At 68.4% G+C, this 14,979-nt stretch carries 14 protein-coding genes; 4 read left to right on the forward strand and 10 right to left on the reverse strand.

What is annotated here, in order from left to right; all coding sequences use genetic code 11:
• Positions 1-209: 209 nt before the first annotated feature.
• Positions 210-731, forward strand: a complete 522-nt coding sequence (locus FBY21_RS04820; RefSeq protein WP_142009069.1) for a CinA family protein — start codon at positions 210-212, stop codon at positions 729-731.
• Here the strand turns inward: FBY21_RS04820 and FBY21_RS04825 are convergent.
• Entirely contained in the window at positions 716-1,837 is a 1,122-nt protein-coding gene (locus tag FBY21_RS04825) for a mechanosensitive ion channel family protein (protein ID WP_142009072.1), read from the reverse strand. The two genes, FBY21_RS04820 and FBY21_RS04825, sit on opposite strands and share 16 nt — an antisense overlap.
• A 238-nt stretch (positions 1,838-2,075) precedes the next feature.
• On the opposite strand from FBY21_RS04825, the gene FBY21_RS04830 reads away from it, so the two are divergent.
• The 3 genes from FBY21_RS04830 to metC all read left to right on the forward strand — a co-directional run bounded on the left by FBY21_RS04830 (position 2,076) and on the right by metC (position 4,413).
• Positions 2,076-2,429 (forward strand): hypothetical protein, encoded by a 354-nt coding sequence (locus FBY21_RS04830; RefSeq protein ID WP_074971714.1) that lies wholly within the window; start codon positions 2,076-2,078, stop codon positions 2,427-2,429.
• A gap of 119 nt (positions 2,430-2,548) precedes the next feature.
• Positions 2,549-2,743, forward strand: coding sequence for a hypothetical protein (locus FBY21_RS04835; RefSeq protein WP_074971713.1), 195 nt, complete (start codon positions 2,549-2,551; stop codon positions 2,741-2,743).
• 491 nt (positions 2,744-3,234) lie between these two features.
• Positions 3,235-4,413: a cystathionine beta-lyase gene (gene metC, locus FBY21_RS04840; protein WP_142009074.1), complete on the forward strand. Its 1,179-nt coding sequence runs from the start codon at positions 3,235-3,237 to the stop codon at positions 4,411-4,413.
• Between the two features lie 6 nt (positions 4,414-4,419).
• On the opposite strand, the gene FBY21_RS04845 is transcribed toward metC, so the two are convergent.
• The 9 genes from FBY21_RS04845 to ydcS all read right to left on the reverse strand — a co-directional run bounded on the left by FBY21_RS04845 (position 4,420) and on the right by ydcS (position 14,914).
• On the reverse strand, positions 4,420-4,866 hold the full coding sequence (locus tag FBY21_RS04845; protein ID WP_142009076.1) for an anti-virulence regulator CigR family protein: 447 nt from the start codon (positions 4,864-4,866) through the stop codon (positions 4,420-4,422).
• 2 nt (positions 4,867-4,868) lie between these two features.
• Positions 4,869-6,476, reverse strand: a complete 1,608-nt coding sequence (locus tag FBY21_RS04850; RefSeq protein WP_160158563.1) for a bifunctional diguanylate cyclase/phosphodiesterase — start codon at positions 6,474-6,476, stop codon at positions 4,869-4,871.
• A gap of 152 nt (positions 6,477-6,628) precedes the next feature.
• Positions 6,629-8,491, reverse strand: coding sequence for an NAD(P)-binding protein (locus tag FBY21_RS04855; RefSeq protein WP_142009081.1), 1,863 nt, complete (start codon positions 8,489-8,491; stop codon positions 6,629-6,631).
• A 64-nt stretch (positions 8,492-8,555) separates the two neighbouring features.
• Entirely contained in the window at positions 8,556-9,032 is a 477-nt protein-coding gene (locus FBY21_RS04860) for an ester cyclase (protein ID WP_074971708.1), read from the reverse strand.
• A gap of 262 nt (positions 9,033-9,294) precedes the next feature.
• Complete coding sequence (locus FBY21_RS04865) at positions 9,295-10,719, reverse strand: gamma-aminobutyraldehyde dehydrogenase (RefSeq protein WP_107331468.1); 1,425 nt, start codon at positions 10,717-10,719, stop codon at positions 9,295-9,297.
• 70 nt (positions 10,720-10,789) lie between these two features.
• Positions 10,790-11,596: an ABC transporter permease gene (locus FBY21_RS04870; RefSeq protein ID WP_074971706.1), complete on the reverse strand. Its 807-nt coding sequence runs from the start codon at positions 11,594-11,596 to the stop codon at positions 10,790-10,792.
• On the reverse strand, positions 11,586-12,536 hold the full coding sequence (locus FBY21_RS04875) for an ABC transporter permease (protein ID WP_044402738.1): 951 nt from the start codon (positions 12,534-12,536) through the stop codon (positions 11,586-11,588). The genes FBY21_RS04870 and FBY21_RS04875 overlap by 11 nt, the downstream gene beginning before the upstream one ends.
• 1 nt (position 12,537) lies before the next feature.
• Positions 12,538-13,566 carry an ABC transporter ATP-binding protein gene (locus FBY21_RS04880; RefSeq protein ID WP_142009083.1) on the reverse strand — a complete coding sequence of 343 codons (1,029 nt, stop codon included), beginning with the start codon at positions 13,564-13,566 and terminating at the stop codon, positions 12,538-12,540.
• A 202-nt stretch (positions 13,567-13,768) separates the two neighbouring features.
• Complete coding sequence (gene ydcS / locus FBY21_RS04885) at positions 13,769-14,914, reverse strand: putative ABC transporter substrate-binding protein YdcS (RefSeq protein WP_142009086.1); 1,146 nt, start codon at positions 14,912-14,914, stop codon at positions 13,769-13,771.
• Between the last annotated feature and the right edge of the window lie 65 nt (positions 14,915-14,979).

The following is a 14,979-nucleotide window of genomic DNA, read 5'->3' on the forward strand; positions in this document are numbered from 1 at the left end:
TGCTGGCGGTCCGGGCCGCCGGCCGCTTGGAAGATGAGTTGAAGGTCCCGACGCAGACGTCCGCTCCCCACATGAATCGAGACCGGAGGCCCGGCGGGATAGTTTCGACTTTATTTCCCGGCGGCCTCCGCCGGACGGTGGCGCTGCGGGGGGAACTCGGCCCCGGGGCCGGCCTTCATAGCTAGCAACAGCGAACGGAGGAAAGGGCCATGCAGCATGTCGAGCAGGTGGTGAGCTTCCTGGAGCGGTACCAGTTGACCCTGGTGACCGCGGAGTCCTGCACGGCGGGGCTGATGACGTCGATCCTCGCGGACGTGCCCGGGTGCGGGCAGGTGCTGGACGCGGGCTACGTGGTGTACTCCCCCGAGGCCAAGCAGCGCTGCCTGGGGGTGTCACCGGACACCATGGAGCGCTTCGGCCTGACCAGCGAGGAAGTCGCCCGGGAAATGGCCCTGGGGGCGCTGGAGGCCGCCGACCGTGCCGGTGTGGCCCTGGCCAACACCGGGCTGGCCGAAGGGGCCGGCGAGGCGGATGGGGTGGTGTGCTTCGCCTGTGCCATGTACCTGGACGGCGAGCCCTGGGTGGTGAGCGAGCAGCGCCATTTCGACGGGGAGCGCAACACGGTGCGCGAGCAGGCGGCCCGCCATGGCCTGCTGCAGCTGCCCTATTACTACGAGCGCCTGCACCAGGCCTGGGCGGTGCGCCAGCCGGTGGATCAGACCGGCGGCTGACGCTCGGGCCCGGCGATGGGGCCGTCGCCAACTGCCGGGGCCTGGGGCGGCTGCAGCGAGCGCAGTTCGGCCCGCATGCGCGGCAGGCTGTCGGGGTAGTTGCGGTTGACGAAGCTGATGAGGTTCTCCCGCAGGTAGCAGCGCAGGTCCCAGTTGCGCGAGGAGTCGGCGGAGCTGACCAGCACCCGCAGCTGCATGGCGCGGTCGGTGGCGTCCACCACCTGCAGCACGCTGACGCGGCCGTCCCAGAGCTTGGGCTGCTCGCCGCAGAGGCGGTCCAGCTCGCGCCGCAGGGGTTCCAGGGGCAGGGCGTAGTCGACCCAGATGATCACCGCGCCGGTGATCGACGCGCCGACCCGGGTCCAGTTCTGGAAGGGGTTCTCGATGAACCACTGCAGCGGCACCACCAGGCGGCGGTCGTCCCAGATGCGCACCACGACATAGGTGCCGGTGATCTCCTCGATGCGCCCCCATTCGCCCTGGACGATCACCACGTCGTCCAGGCGGATCGGCTGGGTCAGGGCGATCTGCAGGCCGGCGATGAGGTTGCCCAGCACCGGCTTGGCGGCGAAACCCACCGCCAGCCCGGCCACCCCGGCCGAGGCCAGCAGGCTGGTGCCCAGCTGCCGGGCGGTGGGGAAGGTCATCAGCATGCAGGCCACGCCGAACAGCACCACGAAGAAGCTCAGGGTGCGCACCAGCACGCGGGTCTGGGTCTGGATGCGGCGGGCTTGCAGGTTGTCGGCGATGTCCACCGGGTTGCGCAGCAGGATCACCTGCTGCACCGCATCCACCGCGCGCAGGCCGAGCCAGGTGAAGGTGCCGATCAGCACCAGGGAGGTGAGGCGGCGCAGCGGCTCGATGAACAGCAGGTCGTCCGGCGCGGAGCTGAGCACCGTCTGCACCCCCAGCAGCGGCAGCAGCAGGTACAGCGGGCGGCGCACCCGCTGCAGCAGCTCGCGCAGGAACAGCACGGGGCGGGTCAGGCGCTCGAACACCCGCAGGACGGCGCGGGACACCAGCGACAGGACGAGGAAGACCGCGAGGACAGTGAGCAGCAGGCGCAACTCGGGCCAGGGCAGGTGGGATAGCCAGGCTTCGGGCATGAGGCACTCCTGGAACGGCGGGTTTTCGATGGCCGGGGCGCTCGGCGAGGCAGCGACGCGTCGGCCAACGCTTGGGGATTCCCTGTTAGTGACCCGGTGAGGGGGAGGGGGTTCGGGTGAATCGCCCTGGCCGTTCGTCGTCCTTACACAACCTTTACCCGGGCGCTGCGATCCGTTTTGTGCCGTTGCGGTCTGAACAGGCATCCCGGCACCTGTCCCGCCGGGCAGGAGGAAAACCATGTTTCGTCGTTTGCCCCAGGTGGCCCTGTTGGTGGGAGCCGCCGCACTGGCCGGCCAGGCGTCCGCCCATGGGCATGATGCCGGCCCGGCGATCGTCGGAGCCGTCGTGGGGGCCGTGGTCGGCGGAGCCATCGTCGCGTCCCGTCCGGCGCCGGTCTATGTGGAACAACCCGCTCCGGTGTATGTGCAGCCGGCCCCCGTCTACGTGGCGCCGCCGCCACCGCCGCCGGTCTACGTCTACCCGGCACAACCGGTGTATTACCAGAGCGTGCCGGTGTACGCCCCGCCGCCGCGCTACTACGGCCCCCGCTACTACGGCCCGCCCCATCGCTGGGGAGGCCCGCACTGGTAACCCTTGCCAACGAGCCCCACTCCGGTGGGGCTCGCTGCGTCTGGCGACCGTTCGGCGGCTGGTGCGAACGCACAGCGCCACGGGGCTTCCAAGCTCCATCGCCACCCGAGGGAACACCCATGGAACGCCCGATCGCCGCAGCGGATGCCTACCGGTTCGGAACCACCTGTGAACGCGCCGTACGCCCCGGCACCCGCCCGGAAGGCTCGGGCAGCCTGGCCCGTCGCGACGAACCCGCACCGGGCAGCCTGCTCATGGAGCGCAACGCCGTCACCGTCGAACGACGGGGCGAACCGGGTGGTTCACGGGGCTGAGATCTGTCTTTCGCCGCTAGGCCAGATATGCATTCATTTTCTGGTGTGCCTTTGAAAAGCCATACAAGCGCTTGCCTGCATGAAAGGAACAGGAGGGGTTCTTGCGTACATTGGACTTGTGCCTGGCGAAGGAAAGTGATGCGGGGAAGCTGCCCCTTCAGGAGGCCGAACGGAATCGTCGTGTAAGGGGTTGAGCGACATGGATGTCGCGAGAGCGCTGTCGGGCCAGGGATGGCCCGTCAGCGCGGGCCCCTGGAGCGACGATGGAGGGAGGGAACCCGGCGCAGCCGGGCCGGATGCAGGGGCGAGCCTTTTTGGTTTCTTTTTTGGCGACTGAAAAAAGAAACTCGCCAGGCAAGGCGAAACAGGCGACATAAGCAGGGCTCGGTAATCAGCCTGACCCCGCAGGACGGTGCTGGGACATGGTCAATCGGTTAGCATCGCGGCCTTTGCCCGGCCACGTGAGCCGGGCCCCGACAGGCTGCAGGCACATGAACAGAGACGACATCCCTTCCTTCGGCATCGGCACCCAGCTGTCCATGCTCGGGCGCGACCCTTCCGAGCAGTACGGCTTCGTCAACGGCCCGCTGTACCGGGGCTCCACGGTCATCTACAAGACCCTCGACGACATCGAGCAGCGCCGCGCGCGCTTCTCCTACGGCACCGCCGGCACGCCCACCATCGCCAACCTGGAAGATGCCTGGACCCAACTGGCCGGCGCCGCCGGCACGGTGCTCTCGCCCTCGGGCCTGGGCGCGGTGTCCCTGGCGCTGTTCAGCACCACCCGCGCGGGTGACCACATCCTGGTGCCGGACAGCGTCTACCGGCCGACCCGGCATTTCTGCAACCACATGCTGGCCCGCTACGGCGTCACCACCACCTACTACGACCCGATGATCGGCGCCGGCATCGAGGCGCTGATGCGCCCCGAGACCACCACGCTGTTCCTCGAAGCGCCGGGCTCGCAGACCTTCGAAGTGCCGGACCTGCCGGCCCTGGTGGAGGTGGCGCGGCGGCGCGGGGTGCGCACCCTCCTCGACAACACCTGGGCGACACCGCTGTTCCTGCGGGCCCATGACCTGGGCATCGACCTGACGGTGGAGGCGGGCACCAAGTACCTGGGCGGGCATTCGGACCTGCTGCTGGGCCTGGTGACGGCCAACGCCGAATGCTGGCCGGCCCTGCGTGCCACCTACGACAGCCTGTCCATGCTGCCGGGGGCCGAGGATTGCGTGCTGGCGCTGCGCGGCCTGCGCACGCTGAAGCTGCGGCTGGAAGAGGCCCAGCGCCGGGGCCTGGAAATGGCCCACTGGCTCAAGGCCCGGCCGGAGGTGAAGCGCGTGCTGCACCCGGCCTTCGAGGACTGCCCCGGGCATGCGCACTGGAAGCGTGACTTCACGGGGGCTTCGGGGCTGTTCTCCATCGTCCTGGAGGACCGCTACAGCCGCGAGGGCCTGGCGGCCATGCTGGACCACCTGAGGGTGTTCAGCATGGGCTTCTCCTGGGGCGGCTACGAGAGCCTGGTGATCCCCTTCGACTGCCGCAGCTACCGCACCGCCACGGCCTGGACGGAGCCGGGCTTCTGCCTGCGCCTGCAGATCGGCCTGGAGGACATGGACGACCTCAAGGCCGACCTGGCCGAGGGCTTCGCCCGGCTGGCGGCCTGCTGAGGCGGTTCAGTCCAGCACGTCGTGCAGGACGTCCTGGATGAGCCCGGTGGCCACGGCCACCAGCAGCAGGTCGGTCCCGGCCTGCACCCAGTCGTAGCCGGGGTAGGACGGCAGCCGCTGCAGCAGGCGGCCGTCCAGCTTGCGGGCGATGCCGGGCGGTAGCGGCTTGCCCCGCGCGAGGTTCTTGCGGATGCCCGGGGGCAGCGAGGCGCCGGGGCTCCAGTAGTCACGGTTGTCCTGCAGGACGATGCGGATGCCGCCGAGGTCGATGCTCGGCCCCGCCGACTGGGTCGCCGCATTGCCGTGGCCGCCGTGCCCATTGCCGTTGCCATGACCGTTGTTGCCCTTGCCGTTGCCATTGCCATTGCCGGGCGACGCCAGGGCGGAGGCGCTCGCGCCTGCCAGCAACAGGGCGCAGGCGAGCAGCAGCGGGCGGTGGTTCGGGGTGTGCATGATCAGGACTCCGTGGAGTGGGGACGGGCGGAAGGCCGCGGGACCGGCCCCAGCAGGCAGGGCCCACGGGCCACCATGGCGGTGGCCTGGGCGGTGGACACCGGCGGGCTGAAGTAATACCCCTGGCCTTGCCGGCAGCCGACGCTCTGCAGCCATTCCAGCTGCCGCTGCGTCTCGATGCCTTCGGCAACGGTGGGAATGCCGAGTTCCTGGCTGAGGCCGAGCATGGCCCGCAGGATGCTTTCGTCCTTGCTGCCGTTGTCCAGTGCGGCGACGAACTGGCGGTCGATCTTGAGCTTGTCGAAGTTGTAGCGGCTGATGTGGGCGAGGGACGAGTAGCCGGTGCCGAAGTCGTCCAGCGACACGCGGATGCCCATGGCCTGCAGCGCCTGGATGTTGGCGTTGGCCCGCTCGACGTGGTCGATCACGGCGGTCTCGGTCACCTCCAGCTCCAGCCGCCTGGGCGGGAAACCTACCTTGTTGAGGATGCGCGAGACGTGGAACGGCAGGCTTTCGTCGGCCAGGTCGATGGCGCTGAGGTTGAACGAGAGGAACACGCCGGTGGGCCACTGGCGGGCTTCCTCGCAGGCGCGCTGGAGCAGTTCGCGGGTGATGCGGGTGATGTAGCCGAGGCGCTCGGCTGCGGGGATGAACTGCGCCGGCCCCAGGCTGCCGGCCTCGGGGTGGTCGAGCCGGGCGAGGGCCTCGAAGCCGAGGATCTCGCCGCTTTCCAGGGCGACGATGGGTTGGTAGTCCACCCGCAGGTAGCCGGCCTTCATGCCTTCGTCGAGCAGCTTCACCAGGCGCGTCTGCTGCTCCAGCTCGGTGTCGTTGCCGGGCTCGTAGAACACCACCATGTTGCGCCCCTCGCGCTTGCCTGACTGCACGCAGAAGGCGGCGCGGGCCATGAGGTCGTCCAGTCGCCGACCATCGTCCGGGTAACGGGCGACGCCGAGGGTGGCGCTGACTTCGATACGTGCGTCCTCATGCTGTACCGGCTGGCGGATCAGCTCCAGCAGGGCCTCCAGCAGGGCGCTGGCGGCGGTGTGGCTCTTCTGGGAATGCAGCACCAGGGTGAATTCGTCGGCACCGCTGCGGCCGATCAGGTCGCCCTCGGGCAGCGCCGTGGCCAGCCGGCGGGCCAGCACCTGCAACAGGTGGTCGCCGGCCTCGTGGCTGTGCAGGTCGTTGACCAGGCGGAAGCCGTCCAGGTCCACCAGCACGAAGTAGAACGGCGAGTCAGAAACCCCCAGGCAGGGTTCCAGGTGGCTGCGCAGCCCCCGGCGGTTGGGCAGGCCGGTGAGCATGTCGTGTTCGGCCAGGCGGGTGACCTTGAGTTCCGCGCTGCGCCGGGCCTGGGCCTCCCAGCGCATTTCCATCAGCCGGCGCACGCCGAAGATGAAGCCGCACCACCCCACCAGGCTGAGCATCAGCAGGATCTCGTCCAGTTCCCAGTGCTCGTGACGCACGGCCGCCCGTTGCAGGAGGTCGCCCACATCGAAGTGGACCAGCAGGGCGAGGCTGACCAGGGCGAACAGCAGGATCAGGACGATGTCACGCTTCATCCGGCCGGTGCGTGGGCGGGCAGGGCGGTCGTGGGTATCGGGCATGCGGGATCGGCACTCCGGAGCCCCGGCGCAGGGCTGTCGCCGGGGATACGGAAAATATAGACGCGCCTGGTGAGGGTGGGGGCCGCCGAATCTGCCGGGGCCGGGCGCATGGCCGGGTGATGGCGCCAGCACCATCACCCGGCTGCGTTCGCTCAGCCCAGCTCGCGCACCGCGCGCCAGGCTTCGTCAATGGCGGCGTGGGCGTAGGCGCTCCAGGCTGCGTCGGAGTTGGCGATGGTGACGTTGCCCAGCTTGCGGCGGGCGAGGTTCATCAGCTTCTCGCTCTCGTCTTCGTCGTCGAACAGGCTGTTGGAGAAGTAGGCGTAGCCGTGGGACCAGCGGTTGACGGTGATGGCGAGGATGTCCTTCTCGTGGTCGAAACCGGCCGGGCCGAGCATGGCCTGGAGCTGCTCGCGGATCATCGCTTCCATCTGCTCGAAGCTCATGGCGTAGAGCTTGCCGCGGCCGACGCGGGCCTGGGTGCGGGCGTCCATGCCCATGCCGGGGCTGGTGGGCACGTAGACCATGTGCAGGCCGATGGGCTGGGCCGGGTCGCGGGGGTGGCGGTAGCCGCCGATGTCCACCGGATAGTCGAGCTTGACGCGGCTGTAGGGCTGGCTGGGGGCGTAGATCTCGTGGACGCCGAGCTTGGCGAAGCTGTGCCAGTTGCGGATCACCACCTTGGTGTACACCAGCGGGAACTTGACGTTCTGCGCCAAGGCGTGGGCCTGCGGGGCGGGCAGGTCGCGGAGCAGGTAGGGAATCATCATGTTGTAGCAGGCCAGCACGCAGTGCCGGGCGCGCACGCGGTGCAGCTGGCCGCCCCGGCTGTAGCCCACGTCCACGGCGCCGGCGCGGTTGCGCACGCTGACGGCGGTGCTGTTCAGGCGCAGGCGCACGGCGTTGGAGGGCAGGTCGAGGCGGGCGTAGTCGAAGTCGGCGAGGACGATGTCGTCCATGCCCTTGCCGGCGGCCACGCCCGGGATCAGGCTGCGCACCAGCAGGCGCGCCACCGAGGCGTTGCCGTCGGGGAAGTGGTAGATGTACGGCTCTTCCATCTCGGCCTTGGCTTCCTCGCTGATGGGCGAGAGGTCCATCGCGGCGAAGCCGGGGAAGCCCACGGCGTAGGCATCCGCTGCGGCGACGGCGTCGATGCTGAGGGCGGAGAAGTCGTTGGTGCGGCTGAGGAAGTAGCGGGTGGCGGCTTCGCTCAGGCCGACGTCCTTGCGCAGGAAGTCCTGGTAGCTGGTCTTGGCCAGGTGGGCTTCCTTCTCCTCGCGGCTCTTGCCGGCCAGGTAGTCACGGGGCGCTTCGTGCAGGGCGATGAGGGCCTCGCGGTCGGCCTCGGGCAGCGGGAAGTCGTTGATGAAGGCGCGCCAGCTGCGGGCGTTGAGTTTTTCCGGGGCGATGTCGTCGGCCACCATCGGCGTCGGGTCGCCGGTCACCAGCTTGTCTTCACCGAAGCCGGCCTTGTCGAAGAACACCCCGCGGGACAGCCCGAGGCCGGGGTAGAAGTCGCGGTCGAAGGCGGTCTCGAAACGGTCGATGTCCACCCCCAGCTGCTTGAGCAGGCCGTTCACCTGGCTGCTGTAGAGGTGCTTGGGCGACTGGAAGGCTTCGCTGCCGCCGTAGCCGAGGATCATCCGGCCGCCGGCCTGGAATTCGTTGCGCTTGGCGTGGCCGCCGAAGTCGTCGTGGTTCTCGACGATGAGGATGCGTGCGTCGGGGTTCTGCTGCCGGTAGAACCAGGCCGCCGAGAGGCCGCTGATGCCGCCGCCGACCACCACCAGGTCGTACTGCTCTTCGATGGGCAGGCCGTCGGTGTCGAACACCTTCTTCTCCCAGCCCATCTGGTGCGCCACGTCGAAGGAGCCGGGGTGGCTGCCGCGCAGGCCGGTGAGGGCAGGGGGGTAGTAGCGCCCGGAGGGGGCTGCGCGCAGCAGCTGCAGCGGGGTGAGGCCGAGGCCGACGGTCAGGGCGGCGCCGTTGAGGAAGTCGCGGCGGGTGATGCTCATGGTGTACCTGCAAGGCGTTTGTTGTGGGTGCGGGTGCCCGGATCGTTGCCGGGCCCCCGTGGGCTTACCAGCCCAATTGCTTATTGAAGCCGAGGGCGTCGTAGTAGTCGCCCTGGTAGACGATCTTGCCGTCCTTGATACGGACGAAGCTGACCCCTTCGAACTTCAGGGGTTTGCCGGTGGCCGGGGTCTCGGCGCTCCAGGCGCCGCTGTTGGTGCCGGCGAATTCCCACTGGAAGGCGATGCCGTCGGGCCCGACGATGGGCGCGCTGGTCATCTTCCAGGTCAGGTCCGGCACGGCGCCGATGAACACCTTGATGACGTTGTCGCGGGCCGCTGCCTTGCCGTTCTGCGGCGTGCCGACGGTGGCGTCGAAGTACACCGCGTCATCGGCGAGGAAGGTGGCGGCCTTGTCGGCGTCGTGAGCGTTCCAGGCGGCCATGTAGCCCTCGACGACGGACTTGGCGTCGCTGGCGGCCTGGGCGAGACCGGCGGCTGTGCAGAGCAGGATGAAGCTGAAACTACGCAGGGTGGTTCGCATTTCGGGTTCTCCTGGGGGTGGGGTGCAGCAGTGGTGAAGCAAAGCCAGTGGAGAGGAGCCCGTAGCCCGGGCTTCAGCCCGGGAGCAGGTCCCACAAGAACGGGCGAATGAATTCGCCCCTACAGGGGGTGCATGAAGGGCTGAGCGTCGAGCGCGCAGGCCGGGCTAGGCGAGAAGCGCGGAGAAAGCGGAATGTACTGCAGTACATGAGCATTTCGACGTGCTTCTCAACAACGCCCGGGCCAGCGAGCGGCGCTCAGGGTCAGTGTTTGAACATGACGTGGCGGATGGCGGTGTAGTCTTCTAGTCCGTACATCGACATGTCCTTCCCGTAGCCCGACAGCTTCACGCCGCCGTGGGGCATTTCGCTGACCAGCATGAAGTGGGTGTTGACCCAGGTGCAGCCGTACTGCAGGCGGGCGGCAAGGCGGTGGGCGCGGCCGACGTCGGCGGTCCACACGGAGGAGGCCAGGCCGTAGTCGGAGTCGTTGGCCCACGCCAGCGCCTGGGCTTCGTCGTCGAAGGCGGTGACGGAAACCACCGGGCCGAAGATCTCGCGGCGCACCACTTCGTCGTCCTGGCGGGCATCGGCCAGCACGGTGGGCTCGAAGAAGAAGCCGGGACGGTCGGCACGCTTGCCGCCGGTGACCACGCGAATGTGGCTCTGCTGGCGGGCGCGTTCGACGAAGCCTTCGACGCGGGCCAGATGCTGTTCGGTGATCAGCGGGCCGAGTTCGGTCTGCGGGTCGTCCTGCTCGCCGTAGCGGATGCTGGCGACGGCGGCGCCGAGCTTCTCGACGAACTTCTCGTAGATGCCTTTCTGGGCGTAGATGCGGCAGGCGGCGGTGCAGTCCTGGCCGGCGTTGTAGAAGCCGAAGGTGCGGATGCCTTCCACGGCGGCGTCGATGTCGGCGTCGTCGAAGATGATCACCGGGGCCTTGCCGCCCAGTTCCATGTGCATGCGCTTAACGGTGTCGGCGGTGCCGGCGATGATGCGGCTGCCGGTGGCGACCGAGCCGGTGAGGGAGACCATGCGCACCTTGGGGTGGGTGGTCAGCGGCTCGCCGACGCTGGGGCCACGGCCCACCACCAGGTTGACCACGCCGGCTGGGAAGATCGAGGCGATCAGCTCGCCCAGGCGCAGGGCGGTCAGCGGGGTCTGCTCGGAGGGCTTGAGGACCACGGTGTTGCCGGCGGCCAGGGCCGGGCCGAGTTTCCAGGCGGCCATCATCAGCGGGTAGTTCCAGGGGGCGATGGAGGCGACCACGCCCACCGGGTCGCGGCGGATCATCGAGGTGTGGCCCGGCAGGTACTCACCGGCGGCGGAGCCCTGCAGGCAGCGGCTGGCACCGGCGAAGAAGCGGAACACGTCGGCCACGGCCGGCAGTTCGTCGTTCAGTGCGGCGCTGAAGGGCTTGCCGCAGTTCTGCGATTCCAGGCGCGCCAGCTCTTCGGCATGGGCGTCGATGGCATCGGCGAGCTTGAGCAGCAGCAGGGAACGGTCCTTCGGTGCGGTCTGCGACCAGCCGTCGAAGGCGGCATCGGCGGCGCGTACGGCGGCGTCGACCTGGGCCGGGGTGGCTTCGGCGATTTCCACCAGGGTGCTGCCCAGGGAGGGGTTCAGGACGGCGAGCTTCTCGCCTTCGCCAGCGACCAGTTGGCCATTGATCAGGAGCTTGGTTTGCATCGTTGAAGTCCTCTTGTTCTTGAACGGGGAACGTCGTCGTTCGGCTGGGGTTCGGGCTGGGGGCGAGCGGCTATTTGCCGCTGCCGGCCACGCCTTCGCCCCCTTTGGTCAGGTAGTAGGCGCCGAGGATCGGCAGCATGGTCACCAGCATCACCAGCATGGCCACCACGTTGGTGACGGGGACGTCACGCGGGCGGCTGAGCTGGTTGAGCAGCCAGATCGGCAGGGTGCGCTCGTGGCCGGCGGTGAAGGTGGTGACGATGATCTCGTCGAAGGACAGGGCGAAGGCGAGCATGCCGCCGGCCAGCAGGGCCGAGCCGAGGTTCGGCAGGATCACGTAGCGGAAGGTCTGCCAGCCGTCGGCGCCCAGGTCCATGGAGGCCTCGATGAGGCTGTTGGAGGTGCGGCGGAAGCGGGCGATGACGTTGTTGTAGACGATCACCACGCAGAAGGTGGCGTGGCCGATGACGATGGTCATCAGGCCGGGCTCGATGCCCAGGGCCTTGAACGCCGCCAGCAGCGCGATGCCGGTGATGATGCCGGGCAGGGCGATGGGCAGGATCAGCATCAGCGAGATGCCTTCCTTGCCGAAGAACTCCCGGCGGTACAGCGCGGCCGCGGCCAGGGTGCCGAGCACCATGGCGATGAGCGTGGCGATGCTGGCGACCTTGAGCGACAGGACGATGGATTCGATCACGTCCTGGCGCTCGAAGGCGACGCTGAACCAGTGCAGGGTGAAGCCCTGGGGCGGGAAGCTGAACGCGGCGTCTTCGGTGTTGAAGGCGTACAGGAAGATGATGAGGATCGGGAAGTGCAGGAACACCAGCCCGCCCCAGGCGGCAGCCTTGAGGCTCCAGGAAGCGTTGTCAGAGTGCATCGAAGGCCCCCAGGCGTTTGACGATGGACAGGTACACGGCGATCAGCACGATGGGCACCAGGGTGAACGCGGCGGCCATGGGCATGTTGCCGATGGCGCCCTGCTGGGCGTAGACCATGCTGCCGATGAAGTAGCCGGGCGGGCCCACCAGCTGCGGCACGATGAAGTCGCCCAGGGTGAGGCTGAAGGTGAAGATCGAGCCGGCGGCGATGCCGGGCACCGACAGCGGCAGGATCACCTGCATGAAGGTCTGCCGCGGGTGCGCGCCGAGGTCGGCCGAGGCTTGCAGCAGCGATGGCGGCAGGCGCTCCAGGGAGGCCTGGATCGGCAGGATCATGAACGGCAGCCAGATGTAGACGAACACCAGGAAGCGCCCGAAGTTGGAGGTGGACAGGGTGTTGCCGCCCACGCCGGGGGTCGCCAGCAGCAGGTTCAGCAACGGCTCCAGGCCCAGGTGCTGGACGAACCACATGGCGACGCCGCCCTTGGCCAGCAGCAGGGTCCAGGCGTAGGCCTTGACGATGTAGCTGGCCCACATCGGCATCATCACGGCGATGTAGAAGAACGCCTTGGTCTTGCCGGTGGTGTAGCGCGCCATGTAGTAGGCGATGGGGAAGGCCAGGGCGGCACTGGCCACCGAGACCGCCACGGCCATCACCAGGGTGCGCTGGATGATGTCGAAGTTGGCGGCCTGGAACAGGGCCTGGAAGTTCGCCAGGGTCAGGTCGGTGGAGACCGCCATGGTGAAGTCATCGAAGGTGTAGAAGCCCTGCCACAGCAGCGTCAGCAGCGAGCCGAGGTAGACCGCGCCGAACCACAGCAGCGGCGGCACCAGCAGCAGCGAGAGGTACAGCGTCGGCTTGCGGTAGAGCAGGTTGGACAGGCGCCGCATCGGCCCCTTGGGGGCCTGCGCGCGGGCGGCGTTGAGTGTCAGTTCCATCTCAGGCGCCCTCGTTCAGCAGAACCATCGCCTCGCGGGCCCAGCGCAGGGTGACGCGCTGGCCGCTCTGGTGGGCGAGGTCGATGGCTTGCCATTGGTCGTTGGCCTGGCTGACGCAGAGGTTCTGGCCGTTGTCCAGGCGGATCTCGTAGCGGGTGGCGGCGCCCTGGTACTGGATGTCGTGCAGCAGGCCGCTCAGCTCCACCTCGCCGCTGGCGCAGGCGCCCTGGGCGAAGCGGATGTGCTCGGGGCGGATGGAGAAGGGCTGCGGGTTGCCGGTGAGCTGGCGGGCCAGGTCGTCGCGCAGGACGTTGGAGGTGCCGACGAACTCGGCGACGAAGGGGGTGGCCGGCCTCATGTAGAGGTTGCGCGGGGTGTCCACCTGCTCGATGCGGCCCTTGTTGAACACGGCCACGCGGTCGGACATGGACAGCGCTTCGCTCTGGTCGTGGGTGACGAAGATGAAGGTGATGCCCAGCTGGCGCTGGAGCTTCTTCAGCTCGCTCTGCATCTGCTCGCGCAGCTTGAGGTCGAGGGCGCCGAGGGGTTCGTCCAGCAGCAGCACGCGGGGGCGGTTGACCAGGGCACGGGCCAGGGCCACGCGCTGGCGCTGGCCGCCGGACAGTTGCACCGGCTTGCGGCCGCCGTAGCCGCCCAGGGCCACCATGCCCAGTGCCTCTTCGGCACGGGCCAGGCGCTCGGACTTGGCCACGCCCTTGACCTTGAGGCCGTAGGCGACGTTCTCCAGCACGCTCATGTGCGGGAACAGGGCGTAGTCCTGGAAGACGGTGTTGACGTCCCGCAGGTAGGGCGGCAGGCCGGCGGCCTCCTCACCGTGGATGCGGATGGAACCCGCGCTGGGCTGCTCGAAACCGGCGATCAGGCGCAGGCAGGTGGTCTTGCCCGAGCCGGATGGGCCGAGCATGGAAAAGAACTCCCCGTCCTGGATATCGATGGAAACCCGGTCGACAGCCTTGACCTCGCCAAACTGGCGGGAGACCTGGGTGAATTGAACGGCGGGAGTGGTCATGGTGCGTGCTCCGGTAAAGCGAAAAGGGTGCAGGTGTGGCGTAAGAGCCCCTCGCCAGCGGCGAGGGGAGGGTGCGGGACACCGGGCTGGGCCGAGCGAGCGGCCCGAGGGCTAGGCGCCCCGCAGCGAGACGCGAGACATACCGTGTGGTAGGCGAGCGTCGAGCGAGGACGCAACGACGCCCTCGGGTCGCGCAGCCGGGTCAGCGGCCGCCCATGATCGCGATGTAGTCCTGGGTCCAGCGACTATAGGGGACGAACTTGCCGCCCTCAGCCTGCGGGGTCTTCCAGAAGGCGATCTTGTCGAACTGGTCGTAGCCGTTGGTGCTGCAGCCTTCGGCACCCAGCAGGGCGCTGGCCTTGCAGCCTTCCGGCGCGGCGGGCACGGAGCCGAACCAGGCGGCGACGTCGCCCTGGACCTTGGGCTCCAGGGACCAGTTCATCCACTTGTAGGCGCAGTTCGGGTGCTGGGCCTCGGCGTGCAGCATGGTGGTGTCGGCCCAGCCGGTGACGCCTTCCTTGGGGAACACGGTGGCGATGGGCTGGCCTTCGGTCTTCAGGGCGTTGGCCTGGTACGGCCAGGCGCTGGAGGCGACCACGCCTTCGTTCTTGAAGTCGCTCATCTGCACGGTGGTGTCGTGCCAGTAGCGGTGGATCAGGTCGTGCTGCTTGCGCAGCAGGTCGAGCACGGCGGCGTACTGCTTCTCGTCGAGCTGATAGGGGTCGGTGATGCCCAGGGCGGGCTGGGTGGCCTTGAGGTAGAGGGCGGCGTCGGCGATGTAGATCGGGCCGTCATAGGCCTGTACGCGGCCCTTGTTGGGCTTGCCGTCGGGCAGGTTCTGCGCTTCGAACACCACGGACCAGCTGTCCGGGGCCTTGGTGAAGGCCTGGGCGTTGTACATCAGCAGGTTCGGGCCCCACTGGTAGGGGGTGCCGTAGGTCTTGCCGGCGACGGTGTACCAGGGCGCGTCCTTCAGGCGCGGGTCGATGTTCTTCCAGTTGGGGATCAGGTTGGGGTCGATGGGCTGCACGCGCTTGCCGTAGATCAGGCGCAGCGAGGCGTCGCCGGAGGCGGTGACCAGGTCGTAGCCGCCCTTGGCCATGAGGCTGACCATCTCGTCGGAGGTGGCGGCGGTCTTCACGTTGACCTGGCAGCCGGTGTCCTTCTCGAACTGGCTGACCCAGTCGTAGTTCTTGTCGGACTGGCCGCGTTCGATGTAGCCGGGCCAGGCGACGATGTCGAGGCGGCCTTCGCCGGCTCCCACGGCGGTGATGGCGTCGGCGGCCTGGAGGCTGGCACTGGCGAGCAGGCCGGTGGTGATGGCGCTGAGCAGGGTGATCTGGCGCATTGGTGTCTCCCTCGTTGTTGTCTCTTTTGGTAGGGCAGCTTCAATGGGGTGCAGCGTCCCGCGTG

Source organism: Pseudomonas sp. SLBN-26, from assembly GCF_006715895.1.
GTDB lineage: Bacteria > Pseudomonadota > Gammaproteobacteria > Pseudomonadales > Pseudomonadaceae > Metapseudomonas > Metapseudomonas otitidis.

Bases quoted from the DNA above. Each gene is read 5' to 3' on its own strand.
- FBY21_RS04820 (WP_142009069.1), top strand. From the start codon at position 210: ATGCAGCATGTCGAGCAGGTGGTGAGCTTCCTGGAGCGGTACCAGTTG.
- FBY21_RS04825 (WP_142009072.1), bottom strand. From the start codon at position 1,837: ATGCCCGAAGCCTGGCTATCCCACCTGCCCTGGCCCGAGTTGCGCCTG.
- FBY21_RS04830 (WP_074971714.1), top strand. From the start codon at position 2,076: ATGTTTCGTCGTTTGCCCCAGGTGGCCCTGTTGGTGGGAGCCGCCGCA.
- FBY21_RS04835 (WP_074971713.1), top strand. From the start codon at position 2,549: ATGGAACGCCCGATCGCCGCAGCGGATGCCTACCGGTTCGGAACCACC.
- metC (WP_142009074.1), top strand. From the start codon at position 3,235: ATGAACAGAGACGACATCCCTTCCTTCGGCATCGGCACCCAGCTGTCC.
- FBY21_RS04845 (WP_142009076.1), bottom strand. From the start codon at position 4,866: ATGCACACCCCGAACCACCGCCCGCTGCTGCTCGCCTGCGCCCTGTTG.
- FBY21_RS04850 (WP_160158563.1), bottom strand. From the start codon at position 6,476: ATGCCCGATACCCACGACCGCCCTGCCCGCCCACGCACCGGCCGGATG.
- FBY21_RS04855 (WP_142009081.1), bottom strand. From the start codon at position 8,491: ATGAGCATCACCCGCCGCGACTTCCTCAACGGCGCCGCCCTGACCGTC.
- FBY21_RS04860 (WP_074971708.1), bottom strand. From the start codon at position 9,032: ATGCGAACCACCCTGCGTAGTTTCAGCTTCATCCTGCTCTGCACAGCC.
- FBY21_RS04865 (WP_107331468.1), bottom strand. From the start codon at position 10,719: ATGCAAACCAAGCTCCTGATCAATGGCCAACTGGTCGCTGGCGAAGGC.
- FBY21_RS04870 (WP_074971706.1), bottom strand. From the start codon at position 11,596: ATGCACTCTGACAACGCTTCCTGGAGCCTCAAGGCTGCCGCCTGGGGC.
- FBY21_RS04875 (WP_044402738.1), bottom strand. From the start codon at position 12,536: ATGGAACTGACACTCAACGCCGCCCGCGCGCAGGCCCCCAAGGGGCCG.
- FBY21_RS04880 (WP_142009083.1), bottom strand. From the start codon at position 13,566: ATGACCACTCCCGCCGTTCAATTCACCCAGGTCTCCCGCCAGTTTGGC.
- ydcS (WP_142009086.1), bottom strand. From the start codon at position 14,914: ATGCGCCAGATCACCCTGCTCAGCGCCATCACCACCGGCCTGCTCGCC.